21 protein-coding genes are annotated in these 21,518 nt (G+C 35.8%); 14 read left to right on the plus strand and 7 right to left on the minus strand.

Translation table 11 applies throughout. The features are described from left to right. Nucleotides 1–74: 74 nt before the first annotated feature. The 6 genes from EGI26_RS20955 to EGI26_RS20980 all read left to right on the plus strand — a co-directional run bounded on the left by EGI26_RS20955 (nt 75) and on the right by EGI26_RS20980 (nt 3,936). The gene (locus tag EGI26_RS20955) at nt 75–509 is read left to right on the plus strand and encodes a hypothetical protein (protein ID WP_255081036.1); all 435 of its coding nucleotides are present in this window, start codon (nt 75–77) and stop codon (nt 507–509) included. 173 nt (nt 510–682) lie between these two features. Beyond that, nucleotides 683–1,132, plus strand: a complete 450-nt coding sequence (locus tag EGI26_RS20960; protein ID WP_255081037.1) for a hypothetical protein — start codon at nt 683–685, stop codon at nt 1,130–1,132. Nucleotides 1,133–1,202: 70 nt separating this feature from the next. Next, nucleotides 1,203–1,949 carry a DUF4292 domain-containing protein gene (locus tag EGI26_RS20965; protein ID WP_255081038.1) on the plus strand — a complete coding sequence of 249 codons (747 nt, stop codon included), beginning with the start codon at nt 1,203–1,205 and terminating at the stop codon, nt 1,947–1,949. Then, nucleotides 1,894–2,316, plus strand: a complete 423-nt coding sequence (gene yidD / locus EGI26_RS20970) for a membrane protein insertion efficiency factor YidD (RefSeq protein WP_255081039.1) — start codon at nt 1,894–1,896, stop codon at nt 2,314–2,316. Before EGI26_RS20965 ends, yidD begins: the two co-directional genes overlap by 56 nt. A gap of 5 nt (nt 2,317–2,321) precedes the next feature. Next, complete coding sequence (locus EGI26_RS20975; protein ID WP_255081040.1) at nt 2,322–3,134, plus strand: hypothetical protein; 813 nt, start codon at nt 2,322–2,324, stop codon at nt 3,132–3,134. Then, entirely contained in the window at nt 3,100–3,936 is an 837-nt protein-coding gene (locus tag EGI26_RS20980; RefSeq protein ID WP_255081041.1) for a tol-pal system YbgF family protein, read from the plus strand. The genes EGI26_RS20975 and EGI26_RS20980 overlap by 35 nt, the downstream gene beginning before the upstream one ends. Nucleotides 3,937–4,112: 176 nt before the next feature. Here EGI26_RS20980 and EGI26_RS20985 read toward each other — a convergent pair whose 3' ends face one another. Continuing rightward, a complete protein-coding gene (locus EGI26_RS20985) occupies nt 4,113–6,119 on the minus strand; it encodes a CDC27 family protein (protein WP_255081042.1) in 2,007 nt (668 codons plus the stop codon). 154 nt (nt 6,120–6,273) lie between these two features. Here EGI26_RS20985 and EGI26_RS20990 point away from each other — a divergent pair, with 154 nt between their 5' ends. The 6 genes from EGI26_RS20990 to EGI26_RS21015 are packed head-to-tail and all read left to right on the plus strand — an operon-like array spanning nt 6,274 to nt 13,478. Continuing rightward, a complete protein-coding gene (locus EGI26_RS20990) occupies nt 6,274–7,980 on the plus strand; it encodes a tetratricopeptide repeat protein (protein ID WP_255081043.1) in 1,707 nt (568 codons plus the stop codon). Between the two features lies 1 nt (nt 7,981). Further along, nucleotides 7,982–8,812, plus strand: a complete 831-nt coding sequence (locus EGI26_RS20995; protein WP_255081044.1) for a DUF4292 domain-containing protein — start codon at nt 7,982–7,984, stop codon at nt 8,810–8,812. A 14-nt stretch (nt 8,813–8,826) separates the two neighbouring features. After that, nucleotides 8,827–10,098 carry a murein hydrolase activator EnvC gene (locus EGI26_RS21000; protein ID WP_255081045.1) on the plus strand — a complete coding sequence of 424 codons (1,272 nt, stop codon included), beginning with the start codon at nt 8,827–8,829 and terminating at the stop codon, nt 10,096–10,098. Between the two features lie 7 nt (nt 10,099–10,105). Further along, nucleotides 10,106–10,921: a 3-methyl-2-oxobutanoate hydroxymethyltransferase gene (gene panB / locus EGI26_RS21005; RefSeq protein WP_255081046.1), complete on the plus strand. Its 816-nt coding sequence runs from the start codon at nt 10,106–10,108 to the stop codon at nt 10,919–10,921. 1 nt (nt 10,922) lies between these two features. Further along, the gene (locus EGI26_RS21010; RefSeq protein ID WP_255081047.1) at nt 10,923–12,950 is read left to right on the plus strand and encodes a ComEC/Rec2 family competence protein; all 2,028 of its coding nucleotides are present in this window, start codon (nt 10,923–10,925) and stop codon (nt 12,948–12,950) included. After that, nucleotides 12,951–13,478 carry a DUF2911 domain-containing protein gene (locus EGI26_RS21015; RefSeq protein WP_255081048.1) on the plus strand — a complete coding sequence of 176 codons (528 nt, stop codon included), beginning with the start codon at nt 12,951–12,953 and terminating at the stop codon, nt 13,476–13,478. It abuts the gene before it with no gap. Between the two features lie 43 nt (nt 13,479–13,521). Here EGI26_RS21015 and EGI26_RS21020 read toward each other — a convergent pair whose 3' ends face one another. The 5 genes from EGI26_RS21020 to rpsL form a co-directional block, all read right to left on the minus strand. Further along, nucleotides 13,522–14,496, minus strand: a complete 975-nt coding sequence (locus tag EGI26_RS21020; protein WP_255081049.1) for a Gfo/Idh/MocA family protein — start codon at nt 14,494–14,496, stop codon at nt 13,522–13,524. A gap of 41 nt (nt 14,497–14,537) precedes the next feature. Then, the gene (locus tag EGI26_RS21025) at nt 14,538–16,427 is read right to left on the minus strand and encodes a T9SS type A sorting domain-containing protein (protein ID WP_255081050.1); all 1,890 of its coding nucleotides are present in this window, start codon (nt 16,425–16,427) and stop codon (nt 14,538–14,540) included. A gap of 128 nt (nt 16,428–16,555) precedes the next feature. Next, entirely contained in the window at nt 16,556–17,053 is a 498-nt protein-coding gene (locus EGI26_RS21030) for a hypothetical protein (protein WP_255081051.1), read from the minus strand. 170 nt (nt 17,054–17,223) lie between these two features. Continuing rightward, a complete protein-coding gene (gene rpsG / locus EGI26_RS21035) occupies nt 17,224–17,691 on the minus strand; it encodes a 30S ribosomal protein S7 (protein WP_255036590.1) in 468 nt (155 codons plus the stop codon). Between the two features lie 115 nt (nt 17,692–17,806). Continuing rightward, nucleotides 17,807–18,220, minus strand: a complete 414-nt coding sequence (rpsL, locus tag EGI26_RS21040) for a 30S ribosomal protein S12 (RefSeq protein ID WP_255081052.1) — start codon at nt 18,218–18,220, stop codon at nt 17,807–17,809. Between the two features lie 223 nt (nt 18,221–18,443). On the opposite strand from rpsL, the gene EGI26_RS21045 reads away from it, so the two are divergent. Next, nucleotides 18,444–18,776, plus strand: a complete 333-nt coding sequence (locus EGI26_RS21045) for a helix-turn-helix transcriptional regulator (RefSeq protein WP_255081053.1) — start codon at nt 18,444–18,446, stop codon at nt 18,774–18,776. A gap of 61 nt (nt 18,777–18,837) precedes the next feature. Continuing rightward, nucleotides 18,838–19,683, plus strand: a complete 846-nt coding sequence (locus tag EGI26_RS21050; protein ID WP_255081054.1) for an arsenite methyltransferase — start codon at nt 18,838–18,840, stop codon at nt 19,681–19,683. Between the two features lie 166 nt (nt 19,684–19,849). Here the strand turns inward: EGI26_RS21050 and EGI26_RS21055 are convergent, their stop codons facing one another. Then, a complete protein-coding gene (locus EGI26_RS21055) occupies nt 19,850–21,265 on the minus strand; it encodes a lipopolysaccharide assembly protein LapB (protein ID WP_255081055.1) in 1,416 nt (471 codons plus the stop codon). Nucleotides 21,266–21,518: the final 253 nt, after the last annotated feature.

Here is a 21,518-nt window from a genome sequence, read left to right on the forward strand (position 1 = left end):
TATGAATATTTAAAAATTCGTATATTATTAATCTTTAATATTGTAAAACGTTAAACATCTAAATTTTTAAAATCATGAAAAAAATCCTTTCCCTAATCACCATTTTGGCATTAAGCTTTACTGTGGCAACAGCAGCCGAGCCAATAAATTTTGATGCAAAAAACATCGATTCAGAGTTTGAGCAACTTAATAAAATTGAAAAATTCGTTCAAAGTAACGAAGGCACTACACTTGATAATTTGAAGCACCAAAATTCTGAGTTGTTAGCTAATATAAACATTGAAGCAGATACCGCTTCAGTGGTGGCATCATCTGACCTTCCTGCAGGAATTCCTGCGTTCTGGTGGGGATGTGTACTTACTATCCTTGGAGTAGTATTGGTTTATGTCTTGACTGACAAAGACAATGCTCAAACTAAAAAGGCCTTGTTAGGTTGTTTAGTATCTGGAGGTATTTATATCATCTGGTGGATAGTGGTAGCTTCGATAGGAACTGGAAGGTTCTTCTGATAAAAAACAATATACAAAAAGACCCACCCAACGGTGGGTTTTTTTATGTCCGACCGGTTCAGTTATTGAATTATTCACATCAACTTAATTGATTTTATTTGACGAAAAAGATTTTTTGCATGATTTTTGTACAGCTTTAAAAAAATTTATTTTCATCCATAATGTATAATTTCATGAAAAGAATCCTCATTCTTTTAACAAGTATTTGTTTCTCACTGAATTCGTTTGCCTCGGAGCCTTTACAAAAAGAAGACTTTTCTGAGGAGTTCAAAAAACTCAATCAACTGGAAGCTATCGTAAATGCCAATCCATCCATTACAGTAGACAGTGTCATAAAAGAGCAACCTCAGCTCATGAAAGACTTGGGAATCGACAACAAGGCCAAGTCAAATATTGGTACTGACGATGATTCCATGCGTCCAGCTGGTTTTCCTGCATTTTGGTGGGGATTTTGTTTGGGAGTTTGGGGCATTCTTATCGTTTATTTAATCACTGACAACGACAAGGCCGCTATAAATAAGACCGTCAAAGGTTGCATAACGGCATCGGCCATTTATGTAGGTGTAGTTGGTTTGTTTTATGTGGTGGCTATTATTGCCGCCGCCGCCACCTCGACTTATTGAAGACTCAGTATAAAATATACCTCAATATTTTCACTAGAAATAGTCCAAACTTCAAAACCTTGGGCTATTTTTGTATATCATAACATTTGAAAACTTGAATTTGAGGGCTTTTTTGTTTTTAGTATTTCTTTTACCAAGCGTGGCTTTGGGTCAGCAGTTTTACAGATTTAGGGCCGATGTGTCTATAAAAGATAAACTCTCAAACGGTACTTACAGGCTCACTATGGGTAAAATCTATTATGATAAAATCTACAAAAAAATAGTTTATAAGCTAATTTTTCCGAAAAAGGAAACTATGGTGGTGCAAGACACTACTATGTTTTCTATCAATGACAAAAACCTCGTGATAGGCACCACTCGCACGTTTCTGATTCCTGAGTTTACGGCTTTTCACTTGGCTTTGACTGGTCAACTGTCTGACTACGGATTGAAGCCTAAAAACAACGAAAAGTCGATTTATAAAATTGGGAAGGTGGAAAAAACAAGCAATGGCGTTATCACCACTTGGGTTCCATCAGAAGATCAGTACAAGAAAGTATTTGGAAATATCAGAATGCAGACGATTAATAAACGATTAGACGCCATGGTTTTTTACAGTACCAAAGGTGCTGTGGTTAGTCAACAATACTTCAAAAAATACGTTAATGTGAAGGGCGTGGAATTCCCAACCGAGGTAACTATGGTAAGCATAAGCGAAAAAGGCGAAAAAAATATTCAATTAACTACCTATAAAAATGTGGTGATAGACCAAAATAATGAAGATGAAATATATCGTTATAAAGTTCCTATTTCTAGGTCTGCTGCTTCTAAAAAATGATGCTCAAGCACAGGTAAGTTTGTATAGGAATGTTCTGCCAAGTGGAGACATAAAAAAAGAGTATGTGGAAGCCAAAAACAATAAGAATGAAGTTCAAGTAGTTTTTTCAGGCCTGTTTTTGTTTTATAAAACCTTCTTCTCTTCACAAGATTTGACCGTCTGCACCTTCAGTCCTTCTTGTTCTGAATACGGTATATTGGCAGTAAAAAAATACGGCATGATAAAAGGTGGAGTAATGACCATGGATCGCTTGACACGATGCAACGGCCTTTCTCCCCACAATTACGAGTTCGACAAAACCACTATGCTTCTCAAAGATGACCCGAGAATCACACCAGCTGTATCCGTGGTTTCAAATATCAAATAAAAGAAATGAGATTATTATTATTGCTATTTTCTATAAGTTTTACATTATCAGGACAAGATATTTTTACTTTCGAAAAATCCAGAAAATATGGAGATTACCTGTTAAAATCTGGCCAATTTGAGCTCGCAAGTAAGGAATTTGAACGTTTGGTGTATCTATCCTCAAATAACGACACGCTAAAAACCAATCTATTAAAAGCCTACAGACTATCAAATCAAACCACATTAGGTATAGAAAAACTTAGTGTCCTTTATGCTGATAAAACAAAAGTGCCTTATTCTCCAGCTTTGGAATTTTCAAAACTTCAAATGCAGAATCAGTCTTGGCAACAAGCAAAAGAATTTTGGAATAAAAATGAGAGCTTTTCTTCAGACGACAAAGTATTGCTGAATGTTACCTCAGACATTTTCAACAATGACTTTAAATCTGCACGAGTCAATATTTCTCAGATATCAAATCAAGAAAACGAACTTGGAATTGGCTATCGCTCTATTCTTGAAAAAGAGGTTCGGAAAAAAAGTCCCGGATTGGCGGCTTTAATGTCAGCCGTAGTTCCTGGCACTGGCAAAGCTTACTCAAACAATTGGAAAGACGGCATCGTCTCTCTTTTTTTTACAGCAGGTATGGCATTTCAGTCCTACAGAAGCTTTAACAAGTATGGCACAAACAACCACAGAGGATGGATATATGGAGGAATCGGACTTGGATTTTATTTGGGCAATATTTACGGTTCGGTAAAATCAACCAAAGATTATAACAGAAAAAAAATAAACGCATTACAGCATGAAGCGAGTGCTCTTTTTAATACTTATTACTAATTCGTTAACAAGTTTTGGACAGAGCCTAGAGCAGACCTTTGACTTTGCCAACCAACTCTATAAGCAAAAAAGCTATCAAAATGCAGTAGAAGCCTATAAAAGGGTGGTGTATTTTGACAGTACTTCTTTGTATTCGAAACAGATTTACCCCAAAATCGCTGATTGCCTATTCAACCTCCAAAAATATCAAGAATCAGCTGACTACTATGATTTGGCCTATTTTAGTACAGAAGACTCGTTGCTAAAGGACACCCATATTCTAAAAAAAATATCCTGTTTCCTCATTTTGCAACAATACGACTATGCCGAAATCGAACTTCTAAATTTGGATTCAGACCTTCCTGATAGTCTTGAATATGACAAAAATTTCTGTGAAGCTATTCTAAGATTTGCCAAAGAAGAATATGATTTATCTGAGCAAATTTTCAAAAAGTTGGCTTCAGATACTTTAGCAGTAAATGCACTTTTCGACAAAAACACAAAGGTGAGTAAAATTAGCCCTAAGAAAGCCAAAATAATGAGTATGATTATGCCTGGCCTTGGTCAACTGTATGTAGGCGACGTAAAAAATGGCCTAAACTCTTTTATATTATCGGCGGGTCTGTTTGCTTTGGGTGTTAGATCGGCCATCATCAACAATCCACTCGATGCGGCTATTTCGGTACTTCCGTGGTTTCAACGGTACTATCAAGGCGGATTCAAAAAAGCCGAACTCATAGCCATTGCGAAAATTCAAGAAAAAAGATATAAGATTTATAATCAACTACTTGACGAAGTTGAGAAAGGTGGAGTTTTGAGGTAGTTAAGAATGTAAAATTTTGAATGTAATAATCTGACATTCAAAAGGCTAAAATCTTAGCTAATGAAGCTAATAACTTCCTTTCACTTTCCTAAAACTTTTACATTTCAAATTCAAAATTTTGCATTTTACATTTAAAAAAATTCCATTCCATTTTCAAAAAACAGCACCAAAGCTTCTCAATACTGCACACCATTGGCCTTCAATATTTCAATGGCATCAGGTTTGCCTTTTTTCGCTGCTTTCAAATACCAATCTTTGGCAACGTTTACTTGGCCTCTGTTCGCAAAATTTATACCTATGTTATAATCATAATCTCCTGTGGAATCATAAACAGTAGCTCTCTGCCAATATTGTACGGCCTGCTCATGCATTCCTAAATCACTGAATGTTACTCCAATATTTCGGTAAGCGGGCAAATAACTGGGCTTTTTATTAATCAAGTCAGCCAATAATTTCAACTCTGTCTGCGTGTCTCCTTTCAATTTGTGCGAATAGGATATATTAAGATATGCATCCCAATTTTCAGGATCCTTCGATATTATATCGCTAAATACTTTATTGGACTCATCAAACTGTTTAAGGTTCATAAGAACCTGAGCGTAAGTATTTAAATAATCTAACTTATTAGGATCTTCTTTTGCCGCTTTTTCAGCAAACGGAAGAGCTTTTGAAAACTCATTAGACCTGAGGTATGCCAAGGCCGTAAGCCACTCCGTTCGTGGAGATTTGGGCAAGAACAATTGTGCTCTTTCTAAATAGATAAGGGCGTTTTTATAATCGCCTTCATCAATAAACATCGAACCAATCGTTCTGCATACGTCTCCGTTTTTAAATCCATTATTATCTGCCCTAGTCAAATAACTTTTTGCGGTAGGAAACTCTTTTTGCCCTAAATGATACCAACCAATATTGCTTAATATCATGGCATCTTCAGGATAAAATTTTTCAGCTGGTTTGAAAAGCGTATACCCATTTTTCCAATGACCAGTCTGAAAGAATGTCAATACTGTCCACACCAATATCAATCCAAAAGAAGCTATCCTACCAAAATCGGTCTTAAGATTACCAAGCCAAAAAGCTACAAGAAATAATGGACCAACAGAAGACAAATAATAATATCTATCTGCAACAATAGCACTGCCGACTGGTAAAATTTGAATTACAGTAGATATTGAAATCATAAAAAAAGCCACAGCCCACCAAACTTTTCTGTTTTTTCTACCTAACCAATACATAAGGCCCAAAAATATCATAAGACCTAATACCGCAAAATTATAAACAGCAGGAATACTCCCTCCTATCTTGACAGGATAGGGATAAAATGGAAGTAAATTGATCGGGAGAATCGTTTTAAACCAATAAAACAAAAAGGAATAACACACAATTCTGAACCTCTCGGAGCCAGTATATGCGGCATTAATAACAGAAGAAGCATCTGCTCCCGCGTCTTTTTGAGCAGTAGTGGCTATGTATGCAAATACAAAAGTTATTACAAAGTATGGAATTTTGTCTAAGAGGTTTTTCCAAGAAAATTTCTTTCCAGCCATCCACCAGTCAGTCACAATCAATAAAGCAGGCAAAACCACCGCCATTCCTTTTGAAAGGCAACTCGCAAGAAATAAAACCAAAGAAAAAACATACATTATCTTATTTTTTGACTTACAGTAGTTTATATAATAAATCAAGGAAAGAAATAAGAACAATGTATATAAAACATCCTTTCGCTCTGCTGCCCAAGCTACAGACTCCACGTGCAAGGGATGTACAGCGAAGAAAAAAGCTAAAAGTATGGCTACCGAAGAATTTATTTCAAGTTTTCTGACCAAAACATACAAAAGAAAACTATTTATACTATGAATAAGAAGATTATTAAAATGTGAAAGCCAAGGTTTATCACCTACTATCAGATATTCTAAAGCTAAACTGAGCATGGTCAGTGGATGATAGTTGCCAACATGAAAATTTGTCAATAACGAACCTAAGTTAAAACTCTTAACAGCCTCATTAAGAACAATGTAAGGATCATCATCCCACACAAATCCATTTTGCCAAATCATACCATAGGCCGCAAAAACCAAGGCAATTAGGCCACCCAAAACCACCCACTTGTTATATTCCTTCTCTATTGTTGGACTCTCAATAGCTACTTTTTCTGTCTTTTGTTTAGGATTTTGCTTGGCCATAAACCTGTTGTTATATTATAAAGGGTTCAAAAATTGATTTTTTGTAACAAAATACTGAAATTTACGTTTTGAAGGGGTTTAAAAAATCAATCAAAAATAATTTAAAGTTTTAAACTAATCAAAATTTTGAAACCTTCTATAATATAACCGTCCAATGAGAATCTTAATAGTGTTCTTATTTTTAAGCTCAACTATCTTTGGCCAAACTGCCGTAGATGAAGCTCAAGATCAAAAAATAGAAGCCAAAGAGTTAAAAGCCGAACAGTCTTTTACCGAAGGTATGAAATTTTATTTGATTGAAGATTTTGCAAAAGCTCAAGAGGAATTCAAAAAAAACATTAAAGTATTCGGAGAAAGCGGAAGCTCTCTTTTTATGCTTTCAAAAACCGAACTCGCCCTCAATCTAATAGAATCTGCTTTGATCACAGCTAAAAAAGCCGCCGATTTGGAAAAAGATAATTTTTTCTATTTACAGCATTTAGGAAATATTCAGTTTAAAAATAATCTATATAAAGATGCAGCATTAACGATAAAAAAAACTCTAAAAATTAAGCCAACCTACGTTGAAGGATATTTGAATCTAGTTGATATCTATCTAATAGAGGGCAAAGAATCTGAAGCTATCAAAACTCTCGCAGACATGGAAGAATCTATGGGAGCTAGTGAGCAAATAACCCAAGCCAAGCAGGCTATTCTACTCAAACAAAACAAAGTAGATGCAGCTCTGAAGGAGGGAAAAAAAATGCTAAAGTCTGACCCTCAATATATTTTACAACAATCCACCATTCTAATTTCGAACAATAGATTTTCAGAGGCTAGCCAAATGCTCAAAAACGCCATAGATGAAAATCCAAGTTTTATGGAGGCTTATGGCTTATTATCAGAGACATATTCTAAACAAAACAACAAAGAAGGTACGCAAGATGTACTTAAAAGTATTTTAGCTCAGCCAAGTTTGCCTTATTCCTTAAAAGCCAACGCTTTAGGCTCTTTTTTCAATACCCTTAAAAATGGAATTCAGCCTGAGGATGCTGCCTCTGCCCTCAGTTTTTGTGATCAAATTATAGCTCAACATCCCGACGAAGCCAGAACGTATGTTTACAAAGCCGACGTTTTGGTAAAATCTAATCGACTCTTAGAAGCAAGAGACGCCTACCTCAATGCAATAAAATATGATAAGGGAATATTTGAAGCATGGCTAGCCATAACTGAACTTGACGTTAAACTCAGGAAGTTTGATGACTTATTAAAACATTCAGAAAAAGCCATAGAATACTACCCCAATCATGCCTATTTTTGGTATCATTTAGGATTTGCTCAATTACAAACCAAAAACTTTGATGACGCCTTGGTGTCTTTTGAAGAAGCAGTTGCAGTAAATACCAACAATAAAGAGCTCAAGCATCACATAAATGCTAGTATGGCTGAAATATATTATTTGACTGGCAAATTGGAAAAATCTATTGAGCTTTTTGAAATTGTTTTGACTGAAAATCCAAACAATGAACAAGCTTTAAATAGCTACAGCCTGCTTTTGGCGAATAGTAAAAAAAATCTTGATAAAGCTATGGCATTATCCGACCGTTTGGTAAAACTATACCCTACTCATTCACACAATTATGACACTTTCGCTTGGGTTCTATACCAAAAAGGAGACTTGGCAAAAGCAAATGAAATGATAGATTTGGCAATTTCGAAGGATAAAACCGGAACCGATAGTATATTTGAACACAAAGGGGACATACTCTTCAAACTTGGACAGACGGATAATGCTGTAGAAGCTTGGAAAAAAGCCCTAGAACTAAACAAATCCAACAAAAAACTTGAAAATAAAATAAAAGACAGAACCATTATTGAATAAAATGAGTGTACTCCAAAAACTATTTTTTTTGGGTTTTATTGTTGTTGTAGCAACATCTTGTAGAAGCCACAAGATGAAGAAAAACAGTATTGTATTAGGAACAAACACATCGACAGCCGACTCCGTTATTGTAAAAAAGGACAGTGTTGTAATAACTGAAGTTCCCAAAGAAGAGAAAGTATTTTTCGAAACCCAAGAAATAGATTTTGAAAAATTGAAAATAAAATCAAAAATAAGCATCAAAACTGCCAAAATAGATCAAAATATTCCTGCCACTATACATGTAAAGAAAGACAGCGTTATCTGGATTTCTATCGCACTGGGCCTTGAAGCAGCAAGGGTGAGCATTAATCCTGATAGTATATTTCTATTGGACAGGCTTAATAGAAAATATTATAAAGTCAGCTTTAAGGAACTTAGCGAGAATTTTGATTTTGAACTGAATTTCAATATGGTGCAATCTCTCCTAATTGGAAATCTTCCAATAAAAATAGACAGCGGAGATGTTTACAAAAAACTTAGTGAGTTTAATAGCATTTCTCAGACACGGAACGAAATCGAAATAGAGAACAGATTCGATCTTGAAAAAAGTAAACTATTTTATATCAACGCCACCGATAAAAAAACGAACACCAAACTAAATATTGATTATAAAAGCTTTGTGAATGAAGACAACAAACTTGTGCCAACTATTATATCTTTATTGATTTCTGGTAAAAACGAAGCAAAAATAGAATTCGAACACTCCAAGTTTGATTTTTTAGACCGAAACATTCGTTTCCCTTTTAATATTCCTAAAGGTTATACTTTAGAAAAAATACCTAATTTTTGATATTAGGCTATAATATGAAAAAATACTCTATTTTAATTTTCGCATTTCTATTAACATTTTCCACTTTTGCACAAAAACAAAAGAGCAGGGCTGCTTTAGAGTCAGATAAAAAAAAGAACCTTCAGAAGATTGCTCAAGTAAAAAAAATACTAAATGAGACCCAAAAAGAGAAACAAAATACGCTAGGACACATCAAAGCCATAAATCAACAAATTGACAATCAACAGAATAAAATTAATTTAGCTTTAGAAGACATCGAACTTATCAAAGTAGAGATGCTGGAAATACAAAAAGCACAGAGCGATCTTTTCAAACAACTCAACGCATTACAAACTGAATATTCTGAGACTATTTACAGAGAATCAAAGAATAGCAACAAACTTACAAAAATGGGTTTCTTGTTTTCCTCTGGCTCTATAAATGAACTTTTCTTGAGATACAAATATCTAGAACAATACACTGAAAACAGAAAACACCAGCTTTTACAAATCAAAAAGATAGGCGAAATGCTAAAACAACGCCAAAGAACTCTACTCGAGAAAAAAATTACACAGCAAAATCTTATTAATATTGTAAAAATTGAAGCGAAAAGCCTTGAAGCACTCAGAGAAAAACAAGATTTAATCGTAAAAGGCCTTAATGAAAAAGAAAGTGACCTAAAAAGCGAATTAGAAAAATCAAAAGCAGCATTAACTAGCCTTAACTCTGTAATTTCTAATGCTATAGAGAAAGAACAGAAAGCTAGAAAAGTACCAGCCTCAAGAAAAGAAAAACAAATTGAAATAGCCGAAAGAGAAAAGAAAATATTGGGCGATAGAGAAAGTAAGAAGGCTGTTGTAAAAGAGGCTGAAACTGCCAGCAGGCCCAATAAGATTTCTAGCAAAAACTTTGGTGCCAGCAAAGCAAGACTTGCTTGGCCTGTAGACGGTTTTGTTTCAGATAAGTTTGGGGTAAAAAACCACCCAGTTTTGAAGGGCTTAAAAGTCGACAACAACGGCATTGATATTCAAGCTTCACCAAATGCTCCAGTAAGAGCAGTATTTGAGGGTGTTGTTCTTGATATTTCACAAATCCCTGGTCTCAACAATGTCGTGGCTATTCAACATGGTGACTACTACACTGTTTATGCCAACCTTGAAAATGTAAATGTGAATATAAACCAGCAAGTAAGCCTACAGCAACAAATTGGCACTGTAGCCTACAAAGATGGCAGTCCTGAGATAAACTTCCAGATTTGGCATAATTTCAGTAAACTCAATCCCGAGCCTTGGTTAGGATCTAAATAATATAAAAATGTCAGTACATTCTGAAATCAAAAGAGTAACAACAAATACTTTAAGAGAATTAAAAAACAAAAAAGAAAAGATTGTTTGCTTAACGGCTTATGATTTTTCAATGGCTACTTTGGTAGATCAGGCAGGCATTGAAGTGATTTTGGTAGGTGACTCAGCATCTAATGTAATGGCGGGCCATGAAACCACACTTCCAATAACACTAGACCAAATGATATACCATGCTCAAGGTGTCATAAGAGCAGTAAAAAGAGCCTTAGTGGTAGTTGATTTGCCTTTTGGAAGCTATCAAGGCAACTCAGAAGAAGCACTCCGATCTGCCATAAAAATCATGAAAGAGTCTGGTGCACATGCCGTAAAAATGGAGGGTGGAAAAGAAATAGAAGAATCTATAGCGAGGGTTTTGAGTGCCGGTATTCCTGTAATGGGGCATCTAGGCCTTACACCACAATCTATATATAAATTTGGCACTTATACTGTCAGAGCTAAAGAAGATGAAGAAGCTCAACAATTGAGAGAAAATGTTAAATTATTGCAAGACTTAGGTTGTTTTGGTGTAGTATTGGAAAAAATACCTGCCAAACTGGCTACAGAAGTAAGCCAAACCTTAGAAATACCAACGATAGGCATTGGAGCTGGAAACGGATGTGATGGACAAATATTGGTTATACACGATATGCTGGGTATTAATCAAGACTTTTCCCCAAGGTTTTTGAGACGATACGCAGACCTTGCCACCATGATGAATACGGCCTTCATCAACTACATTGGCGATGTGAAGTCAGGAGATTTTCCAAGTAAAAAAGAATCATATTAATATGTATTTGAGATCAATCCCTGTATTGCGATATTTTATTTTACTCGTAGCAGGTATTTATCTCTATGAATGGTATAAGCCTCCTCTTAGCCATATTTATATTTTTATAAGCATCACAGTTTTTTTAGGATTTGCTTCCGTAAAAATCAACCGACTCAGGTTTTTAAAACATAGCATCCCATTACTCTTTCTCGGATTAGGTTTGGCTAGTTCACATCTTTTTGATCATAAAAACCAAGGAAATCATATCACTAAGATGGGCTCATTTGACCAATATATGGCCATGATTGACTCTTACACCGAATCTAAGCCAAAAACATACAAAGTGACTGCAAAGGTACTTGCTGTAAAAAAAGATAACAAATGGAAGAATGTGACTGGCGAAACTTTGCTTTATTTTAACAAAGAAGCTGGTGCTGTACCCAAATACGGAGAAATATATATTTTAAAAAATACGATTAGAGAAATAGAGGCCCCTAAAAATCCATTTGAGTTTGATTATAAAACATACCAAGCCCGAAAAAACATATTCACGCATCAGTTTTTAAGAGAAGGAGATTTTATAAAGGCTGGAGAAATGAAAAGTTGGTCTTTGTTTCAATTTGCCAACTCCCTTAATGTTTACACCCACACCGTTTTCAAAGAAATCCTTGATACTCCCAAACAAATGGGAGTAGCCGAAGCAATGATTGGTGGCATGAAAGCTGAATTAGATTTCGAAACCAAACAATGGTATTCTGCCACTGGTGCCATACATGTTTTGGCGGTATCAGGCATGCATGTAGTAATTTTATTTGTGGTTCTTAACGCTTTTTTGGGCTTATTTTTAAACAAAAAGAAACCGCTCTTTTTGTCCACAATCCTAATCTTACTTTGGTCTTATGCCATCTTCACTGGCCTGAGTCCAAGTGTTTGCCGCTCTACGCTGATGTTTTCGATGATTCAATTGGGTACATTTTTTCGAAGAGACGACAATCCTGTAAATACGCTATTGTTGTCAGGCATAATACTTCTCACAATTGTACCCACTTGGCTTTACGATGTTGGCTTTCAGTTATCTTATTTGGCTGTATTGGGCATAATGGTTATTTATCCTAAACTGAAAACACTGTTTTATATTAAATGGAGGCCCGTTCGGTCGATTTGGGAAATTTCTGCCGTTTCAATTGCTGCCCAAATTTTTACTTTGCCGCTTACTCTTTACTATTTTCATCAATTTCCCAACTATTTTTTATTAGCCAATCCTATAGTTTCTTTGGTTTCAACCTTTATGCTTCCTATTGGATTATTGTTACTCTTTGTATTCAAAATACCACTTTTAGGAAGTGCTTTAGGATTCATTTTCAAATGGCTCATAGATATTCTCAATTATTCAGTTTACCTTATTGCAGAACTTCCAAATGCCCTAACCACCGGGCTTTCTATATCTTTTACCACCGTACTTTTATTGTTTTTAACCATCGCCTTTATTCTTCTATTTGTAAAAAACAAGGAGATCATTTATATACAACTCATAGCCATTACTTGCCTTTTTCTTAGTATTAGTGGAGCAAATCAATTGTTAAAGCAAAAAAATCAAAGAGAAATCACCTTTCATTTTATCCCAAACGGTTGGGGTATTTCAATTATAGAAGGGAGATCGGCCACTTTTATTTCAACAGATTCTCTTTGTAATGAACCCCTTATATATCAATTCCATCTAAAAAACTATTATGACGCAAGAGGCATAAAAAACTTCAAAACTCAAAAAATAGCAACTAAAGGAAACTTCATAATTCATGATACACACGGGAACATTCAATGGATAAAAACACCAAACGGTCGAATAATTTCAGAAAATAGCAAATATTTGATATGTTCAGAAAATGCTATAAAAGAACTTGATAGCATATCTGAATTTGATGGCACCATAATATTGGACGGCTCAAATAAAAAATGGGTAGTTGAAAAAATCAAAGAGCAAGCGGAGCAAAGAAAGAAAAAATTAATAGTTTTGTATGATACAGGATCTAAAACACTTACCTTCTAAATGAAAAAAGCATTAAATATTATCTTCATAGTCATTGGTGTATTGGTTTTGGCACTTTATGGCGTAAGGACTTATACCAAGAGCCACAGTCCATTTGAAAAACTAACAGCCAAAGGCAAAAAAGACCTGAAGGTCCAACTTGGATATTGCAGACCTTTAATGAAAGAAAGAAAAATATTTGGAGAACTTATACCCTACAATACTGTTTGGCGTACAGGTGCAAATGAAGCTACCACTATTAGCTTTTCCAGGACTTGCACTTTTGGCAAAAGGAAAGTAAAAGATGGAAATTATAGCCTATGGACTATTCCAGGTGAAAAATATTGGACCATTATATTGAATACAGAAACGGGTCAATGGGGCACAAACTATGATGAAACTAAAGATTATCTCCGTTTTAAAATTGAAGCCGAAAAAACCCAAAAACCAATAGAGCAACTTACCATAAAACTACTCGAGATAGCTGAAGGTGGAATAGATATGACATTAAACTGGGAAAACACACAGTTGAATATTCCAATCAGGTAAATTCAGTAAATAAGCAGGTTACAGCATTGTTTTTTTTTGTCAATCAATAAACTATCTTGGCAGCCTCTCTGGTTTTGTCTAACAGATGAATAAGTTTATTACTATCTGCTAATGACCAATTTGGACTCTCCAATAGATTATTTCTAAGACAATAATTTACTTCTTCAATTTCGTAATTATAGCCAAAGGTATCTCTAGGGAAATCTAAAGTCTCTACTTCTATACCATCTAAAGTATACAAAGTCAATCTATTGGCCTCATGAAATCGACTATGCATTCTGATTGACCCAAGCTCACCATAAATCCTGGCTTCACAATCTGTATGAGATACAACTGTACAGTTTAGTACTGCAGTGCTCTGATTATCATATTGATACACAAAAGAAGTAGTTTCATCTGTCCCCGTTTTAGCAAAAATACTGGCAGCAAAGATTTTAGATGGATAACCCAACAAAAATAGAGACAAAAAAGCAGGATAAATCCCAATATCTAAAAATGCACCGCCTCCCAAACTTGGATTAAAAAGGCGAGACTTCTCATCGAAAATAGCTTTGAAACCAAAATCTGCGTGTATTGTTTTTATTTTACCTATTTTTCCTTCGGATATCCAAGATTGTACCTTCAAAGTACTCGGTAAGAAGCGTGTCCACATGGCTTCCATCAAAAAAACTTTATTTGTCCTTGCAAGGGCTATCATCTGATCTACTTCAGTTTCATCCATCGCAAATGGCTTCTCGCACAAAACACCCACTCCATTGTTTAAACAAAGCAATGTATGCTCTTTGTGATAAGTATGTGGAGTAGCGACATAAACCACGTCTATATCAGCAGAAAATAAATCTTCATAATTCCCAAATGCATGTTGGGCTTGATGATTTAATGCAAATTGTTGGGCTCTCTCTAATGAGGTACTAGCTACAGCAACCAGTTCTGTACCCTCTGTTTTATTCAAATCAGCAGCAAACTTTGCGGCAATTTTTCCTGCACCCAAAATGCCCCACTTAATGGTATTAGTCATTTATTTAAAGTCAAATTTGAGGCAATTTAACCCTAAAACCTTTAGTTAACAATAATTTTCTTTGACTGCTGGCTTATATTATTAGAGACTACCACCTGATAATTACCCATAGCAATGCCGTTCTTCAAAACCATTTTATAGGAAGATTCCCCCATTTTTATTAATTCAAATGGAATCTCAATACCATTTGAATTAACTAGTCTGATATTTGGATTTTCTATAAATGTATCTATCAAAATAAACTCCGAGGCAGGATTAGGATAAACCCTAAATTGATCTGAGGGGAAGTTAAAGATTGAAAGAGGCGAAAAATTAAAACTTATAGTAGGTCCGGGGTAAAATTTATTGGCTAAATCAGTATATCTTAGTCTGTAATAATTATTACCAAATAAAGGGTTTTTATCTATAAATCTATAGGATACTATTCCACTCGAAACCCCGACTGCTGCCTGCTCATCTTTTTGAAAAAACTCTTTATTGTCAGCACTCTTGTCTATAAAGATAAGCTGTGAGTTTTGTTCAAATGTACTAGTCCAAACCAACTCAATCTCTTGATTTCCGTTTAAAAATGCTTGGAATTTTCCAAAAATTATTGGAGGTGGTAAGCTTAAATTAAGAGCCCAAAAATCACTTTGTCCTCTGTTAAGACTAGCATCGCCATCTGCAGAACGAGAACTTGCTGCTAAAAACAAACCACTTTTTGAAGTATAAATAACCTGCCGAGCTAAATCAATATCTGCTCCACCAAATAATTTATGAAAAATAGGAATAAACGTATCTTCCTTCAAGGCCATTAACCATACGTCAGTAAGAGTCCCTTTGGGTTTTGTAGTGCCAATTGTAGATTGGCTGGTACCTGAAGCATAAATCACACCATCTGCACCTCTTACTAAACTATAAAAACCGTCATTGTCTAGTCCACCAAAATGATTTTTATCTAGCAATAAACCGTTTTTATCTACCCTCAAAATTATACCATCCTTCTCCCCCAAAGAGTTTCCAATTTGACCGTTGGTTGAACTAGATTCTCCTGCAATATAAAACCCAGTTTTAGAATTGTTTTCTAAAGCTGAAAAAGCTACATCATAGCTATTTCCACCAAATCCTTTCTCCCAAACTTGCCTTCCTGTACCATCTATTTTAATAACTAAAAAGTCGAGAAAGCCTTGACCAGCACCACTTATGTCTCTCTCAAGTGATAGTGTCCCTCCTACCATCAAATATCCACCGTCAGAGGTTATAATTATGTCGTTCATATAATCTTCCAAACCTCCTCCGAATGTTTTCTCCCACAGCGTATCTCCAAAAGGTGAAAGTTTAGCTACATAAAAATCATATCCTGAGAATGGATTTACTCCAATAGATCTCGTGGCACCAACTATTATTTGACCATCCGGCAAAATTTTCAGAGAAGGTTTACTAAAACTATTTACTTGTTGAAATGAAACACCAGAATTGCTGTTTCCGCCGGCAAAAAGCCTTTTTGAGACAAAATCACCATTTTCTTTTAGCCTAACAAGAAGCAAACCACCGTTAGTACCATTAAAATTGGCATCTCCGTCAGTTGACTGAGTTGTTCCCAATATCAAATACTCATTATTTGAGGTTTTAACTACAGATGTGGCTATGTCTTCTTTTGACCCACCAAAAGTTTTTGACCAAACAATTGACCCGGTATTGGAAACTTTTGATATCCAAAAATCATTCCCTCCTGTTCCATCAAATCCCCTGGAGTCTTTTACATCAAAACTATTTTTCGAATTAGTAGAGCCAACCATTATGAATCCACCATCTGAAGTTTCTACTCCAGCATATACCACTTCATTTCTTTCCCCACCATACGATTTTTGCCAGTTCACAACGTATTCTTGAGCAAAGCTGCAAAATTGGATTATTGTAGTTAGTATTAATATGGATAAGTACTTAAACATTTATAAATGAGTCTTGTTATAGGTTTGGAGTAAACTTCTCTTTAAAGAAGTTGAACTCACCAAAAACTACTCAAATTTCATGCCTATAAATATTGTACGAATACATTTCACATTTAAATGTCTGGTAGTTAAGTTATATGAACAGACTCTCCAATTGATTCTTCAAAAAAATGATGAAGTTGAAAAGTCTGCTCCACACCCATTTTCTGTCCAGTTTGAGCTATAAAATATAGAATGACCAAACCACCAAGTAAAAAAGGCAAAAGCCAAAGTATCTGACTTTCAATATGTAGCGAGTATTTTACCAAGCCAATAATAGTAATGAAAAATGTAGCCAGCCCCAAAATAGAATAACCAAACAAAAAAACTGCCCAAACTGTGGGATGCGGCCCGTACATTCCTCGCAAAACAGTTCCATTTTCTGTTTCTTCAAAAGACACATTGAGCTGTGGCGACCAAAAATGCTGATATTCAGGCAAGATTCTAAAAAGTCCGTGGGTAACAAACACTTTGCCATCAATATGGTCGTGCTGCGTCGCTAATCTTTTATTGATTCTGTCCACCAATTCTTTTGGTTTGCATGGACATTCCTTTCTGAATTTAGGCCTTACTCTGAAGCTGGTCATATATAGTTTTTTTAGGTTGAATGATAAAACTAAAAAATAACCAAATTAATATTTATGACTTTTAGCAGAAAATGGAATTTCTGTGTAGATTTCTAGATTAACAAACCATTACGCACAAAAAAACCTCTCGAAAAATCGAGAGGTTCTCTTTTGGTCTGAAGTATAGACGATTACAATCTGAAGTGCGAGAATGCTTTGTTCGCATCCGCCATTCTGTGCGTATCATCTTTCTTTTTCACAGATGCACCTTCACCTTTCGAAGCAGCGATAATCTCGCCAGCTAAACGCTCAGTGATGGTTTTCTCACCACGCTTACGAGCGTAGTTGATCATCCATTTCATACCTAATGACTGTTTACGATCGGCTCTTACTTCAGTAGGAACTTGGAAAGTAGCACCACCGACTCTACGGCTCTTAACCTCTACAGCTGGCATAACGTTGTTCAATGCTTTTTTCCAGATTTCTAATCCGTTCTCGCTCGTACGTTTCTCAACAATCTCTAATGCACCATAAAAAATACCGTAAGCCAGTGATTTTTTACCGTCGTACATCATGTTGTTTACAAACTTTGTTACTGTTACATCTCTGAACTTTGGGTCAGGTAACACGTAACGCTTTTTTGGTTTTGCTTTTCTCATTTCTTAAATTTTTAAGAAGGTTTCGTTTAATGATTTAAACTAATTCACATTCGGTAATACCAAACATTACTTCCCCTATATGTGCTCTCAGTGAGAGACTATAAAGATTTTCTTGTTATTTCTTCTTACCTTTTGTTGGTGCCGCCGCTACCTGACCTGGCTTAGGACGTTTAGCACCATACTTAGAGCGACTCTGCTTACGGTTGTTTACACCGGCTGTATCCAATGCCCCACGAACGATGTGATAACGTACACCTGGTAAGTCTTTCACACGACCACCTCTAATCAATACGATAGAGTGCTCTTGCAAATTGTGACCTTCACCCGGAATGTAGGCGTTCACCTCTTTCTGGTTTGTAAGACGTACACGAGCTACTTTACGAAGAGCCGAGTTTGGCTTCTTTGGTGTAGTAGTATAAACTCTGGTGCACACCCCACGACGCTGAGGGCATGAATCCAATGCCGGAGATTTTGACTTATAAGTTAGGTCTTCTCTTCCTTTTCTTACTAACTGCTGTATAGTAGGCATTGTAAACTGTTAAAAATTAATAAAATAAATACTATCTCCCGAAAATTCGGACTGCAAAGGTAAGATTATTTTTCTGGAAATAAAATTTTGTACAAGAAATTATACTGAAAGACTCTATATTTTATTAAAAAACTAACCTGAATTGCCCTTTCTGAAAAAAATATCAGAAATAGTTTGAAATATCAAAATTATAATCGTAATATTGCGATAAGAAAATAATTTTATGGGATTAACCAAGTCAGAAGAGTTTACAGTTAAAGACAATAAGCTTGCTAAGTATGCAAAGGCATTGTCGCACCCAGCACGAATAGCCATACTTAGAATATTGATAAAGAGGCAGTCTTGTATCTGTGGCGATATTGTTGAAGAACTTCCCTTATCGCAAAGTACAGTCTCGCAGCACCTCAAAGAATTGAAAGAAGCGGGGCTAATAAAAGGCGATATTGAAGGGGCTAAAGTGTGTTACTGTATTGACGAAAACGAACTAAATCAAGCTAAAAGCTATATTGATGAGCTTTTTAGTAGTTATTATACAAACAAAACGAGTTGTTGTTAATATTTTTTTGCGAAAACTAATCGCATTATTACGATTATAAAAATTTAAAACAAATAAAAAAATGCAAACAGAAGAACAATTAAAAGAGATTGTAAAGCAAAAATATAGTGAGATAGCCTTGCAAGACAAAGAAACCAACATGTCGTCATGTTGTGGCTCAGGCGGCTGCTCTACAGAGGTTTATAATATCATGAGTGACGATTACACACAACTGGAAGGCTACAATCCTGATGCCGATTTGGGCTTGGGATGTGGACTACCGACCCAATTTGCCAAAATCAAGAAAGGCGATGTGGTGATAGACTTGGGCAGCGGAGCAGGAAACGATTGTTTCATAGCCAGAGCCGAAACGGGAGAATCAGGTAAAGTAATCGGGATAGATTTCACGCCTGCCATGATAGACAAAGCCAGAGTAAATGCAGAATTGAGAGGTTTTCACAATGTGGAATTCAGACAAGGTGACATTGAAAAGATGCCAGTTACGGCCAATATTGCGGATGTTATTGTGAGCAATTGCGTACTAAATTTAGTACCTAACAAAAAGGCGGTCTTGAAAGACATTATGAGAGTGCTAAAACCGGGCGGTCACTTTAGTATTTCTGATGTGGTTTTGGTGGGTAATTTACCTGAGAACTTACAAAATGCAGCTGAAATGTATGCTGGATGCGTATCTGGGGCGATTCAAAAAGACGAATACTTGGGAATGATTCAAGAAACTGGATTTGCGAATATCACCCTACAAAAAGAAAAGGCCATAATAATACCAGACGATATCCTTAGCCAATATCTTGATGTTCAGCAGTTAGAGGATTTCAAAAACTCTAAAATGGGTATTTTCAGTGTCACCGTTTATGCCGAAAAACCAGCAGAAAAGGCTGCATGTTGTGGACCTGATTGTTGTAGCTGAGATTTTGGTGTGTTTGATGGAACACGGATTTTACGGATGCTAGCACGGATTTTCACGGATAGTATTTATAATTAAAAGAGCGATTTGAATCTTCAAATCGCTCTTTTAATTATTATTCCAAAATCATTAACACATTAGTAATTAACAAATTATAACACCAAAACCCTCACTTCCTAAACTGATCAATAATCCTTTGCAAGGCTTTCAAAGTATCTAGATTGCTAAAGAAATCGTACAGTTGTACGTGTTTGTCATAATCTAAAACCAAGGCTTCTTGCAGATATTTGTAGGCTTCGTTGAAACTACTATTGTAGAGCAGATAAGTGCATGCTCGGTAGTACAAATCGGCGTCGTCGGGTATTTCTTCTATACCGTCGTACACAATTTCGAAGGCACGGTGATAGTTTTCTTGTTCAAAATACAAAAGCGACCAATTGAGCCAAATGTCGGCATTGATGGGATCCAAATCAGCGGCTTTGTCATAAGCTTCCTCTGAAGATATTACATTACCCAATTTAGATTCGTTATCAGCCAATAACAACCAAAAATCACTATTAATATCGTTAAGTTTGATAGCTTTTTTTACAAAATGTATCGACTCTAAGTATTTCTCTTGTTCGTAAAGAACAGACGCCATTCCAAACCAGGCATCGTCCCAGAACTCATCCATATCAGCTGCCTTCTTATAATTCTTGTAGGCATCGGCGTATTCCTCGAGTTTTTCGTGCGAAGCCGCAAGGTGCGTTAAGACTTCGGCAGAGTGTTCCTCGAATCTCAAAGTATTGATAAATGACTCTTTGGCGTCAGCGAAACTCTCCAAGTTCATCTGACTCAAGCCAAGGTTATACCAACCTGAAGCAAAATCTCCCTCAATTGCCACAGCATATTCAAAGGCATCTTTGGCTTTCTCGTAAAGATTGAGCTGATTATAGCATTGCCCCAAAGCAAACCATGCTAATTGATTATAAGGATCTTCGTCTATGAGTTGGTTGAAAAAGTCAATTCCACCAAGAAGGTTAGACTGTACATCAAAACAGTAAACTAACTCATTATAAACCAGTTCATTCTTTGATTTGCAGGTAATGGCACTACTAAATGAATCAATGGCCTCGGGAATTTGACCCAAGCTAACCAAAGCCATCCCCATCTGAAAATACACATTTTCTTTTTCCTCAGCAAGTGGCAATATTTGTCGAAACAAATCAAGAGCCTCGGCGTTGTCACCCGAACACATCAAAATCACTCCTCTGAAATATTCAATTTCGGTATCGGATGGGTGAAAAATACTGGCACTGTCTAACAATTCGGTGGCCTCTTCCAACTCAAACTTGTTGATCAATATCTGTGTCTTATTGAGAATCAAATCCAACGAATGCGGATAATGCTTCAAACCATGATTGCAGGCCTTCATGGCAAAGTCAAATTTGCCTTTTACCATGTAATATTCCGAAAGCGACTCAAAAATTTCCTCGCTAAAATAAGGAGTTTCTTTTTTTAGAAGAATGGACTCAAACCTCTTGGCTGCATCGGCTATGGTAGCCTCATTAAACTCATCAAAATGATCACTGTAGTCTTGATTCATGCAGTAATAAGGTTTATAAGATTCATTTGTGTTTTAAAGATACAAAACGGTTTAGAAATTCCAAATTTAAAACCTCGTCAAATCAGATTTATAATTCTTAAAATATAAAAATCTCTAAATTCTTTCGTCGCCCTTCCGGCGGGGAGTTACTTTTTTTTGTAAAAAAGTAACCAAAAAAACTTTCACAAAAAGAAGGCCTCATGAAAAATTTGATTTTTAACTTTACAAACCCAAGTGAATTTGAACTAAATCA

This window comes from Lacihabitans sp. CCS-44, from assembly GCF_024343735.1.
Lineage (GTDB): Bacteria > Bacteroidota > Bacteroidia > Cytophagales > Spirosomataceae > Leadbetterella.

Bases quoted from the DNA above. Each gene is read 5' to 3' on its own strand.
- EGI26_RS20955 (WP_255081036.1), top strand. From the start codon at position 75: ATGAAAAAAATCCTTTCCCTAATCACCATTTTGGCATTAAGCTTTACT.
- EGI26_RS20960 (WP_255081037.1), top strand. From the start codon at position 683: ATGAAAAGAATCCTCATTCTTTTAACAAGTATTTGTTTCTCACTGAAT.
- yidD (WP_255081039.1), top strand. From the start codon at position 1,894: ATGAAATATATCGTTATAAAGTTCCTATTTCTAGGTCTGCTGCTTCTA.
- EGI26_RS20975 (WP_255081040.1), top strand. From the start codon at position 2,322: ATGAGATTATTATTATTGCTATTTTCTATAAGTTTTACATTATCAGGA.
- EGI26_RS20980 (WP_255081041.1), top strand. From the start codon at position 3,100: ATGAAGCGAGTGCTCTTTTTAATACTTATTACTAATTCGTTAACAAGT.
- EGI26_RS20985 (WP_255081042.1), bottom strand. From the start codon at position 6,119: ATGGCCAAGCAAAATCCTAAACAAAAGACAGAAAAAGTAGCTATTGAG.
- EGI26_RS20990 (WP_255081043.1), top strand. From the start codon at position 6,274: ATGAGAATCTTAATAGTGTTCTTATTTTTAAGCTCAACTATCTTTGGC.
- EGI26_RS20995 (WP_255081044.1), top strand. From the start codon at position 7,982: ATGAGTGTACTCCAAAAACTATTTTTTTTGGGTTTTATTGTTGTTGTA.
- EGI26_RS21000 (WP_255081045.1), top strand. From the start codon at position 8,827: ATGAAAAAATACTCTATTTTAATTTTCGCATTTCTATTAACATTTTCC.
- panB (WP_255081046.1), top strand. From the start codon at position 10,106: ATGTCAGTACATTCTGAAATCAAAAGAGTAACAACAAATACTTTAAGA.
- EGI26_RS21010 (WP_255081047.1), top strand. From the start codon at position 10,923: ATGTATTTGAGATCAATCCCTGTATTGCGATATTTTATTTTACTCGTA.
- EGI26_RS21015 (WP_255081048.1), top strand. From the start codon at position 12,951: ATGAAAAAAGCATTAAATATTATCTTCATAGTCATTGGTGTATTGGTT.
- EGI26_RS21020 (WP_255081049.1), bottom strand. From the start codon at position 14,496: ATGACTAATACCATTAAGTGGGGCATTTTGGGTGCAGGAAAAATTGCC.
- EGI26_RS21025 (WP_255081050.1), bottom strand. From the start codon at position 16,427: ATGTTTAAGTACTTATCCATATTAATACTAACTACAATAATCCAATTT.
- EGI26_RS21030 (WP_255081051.1), bottom strand. From the start codon at position 17,053: ATGACCAGCTTCAGAGTAAGGCCTAAATTCAGAAAGGAATGTCCATGC.
- rpsG (WP_255036590.1), bottom strand. From the start codon at position 17,691: ATGAGAAAAGCAAAACCAAAAAAGCGTTACGTGTTACCTGACCCAAAG.
- rpsL (WP_255081052.1), bottom strand. From the start codon at position 18,220: ATGCCTACTATACAGCAGTTAGTAAGAAAAGGAAGAGAAGACCTAACT.
- EGI26_RS21045 (WP_255081053.1), top strand. From the start codon at position 18,444: ATGGGATTAACCAAGTCAGAAGAGTTTACAGTTAAAGACAATAAGCTT.
- EGI26_RS21050 (WP_255081054.1), top strand. From the start codon at position 18,838: ATGCAAACAGAAGAACAATTAAAAGAGATTGTAAAGCAAAAATATAGT.
- EGI26_RS21055 (WP_255081055.1), bottom strand. From the start codon at position 21,265: ATGAATCAAGACTACAGTGATCATTTTGATGAGTTTAATGAGGCTACC.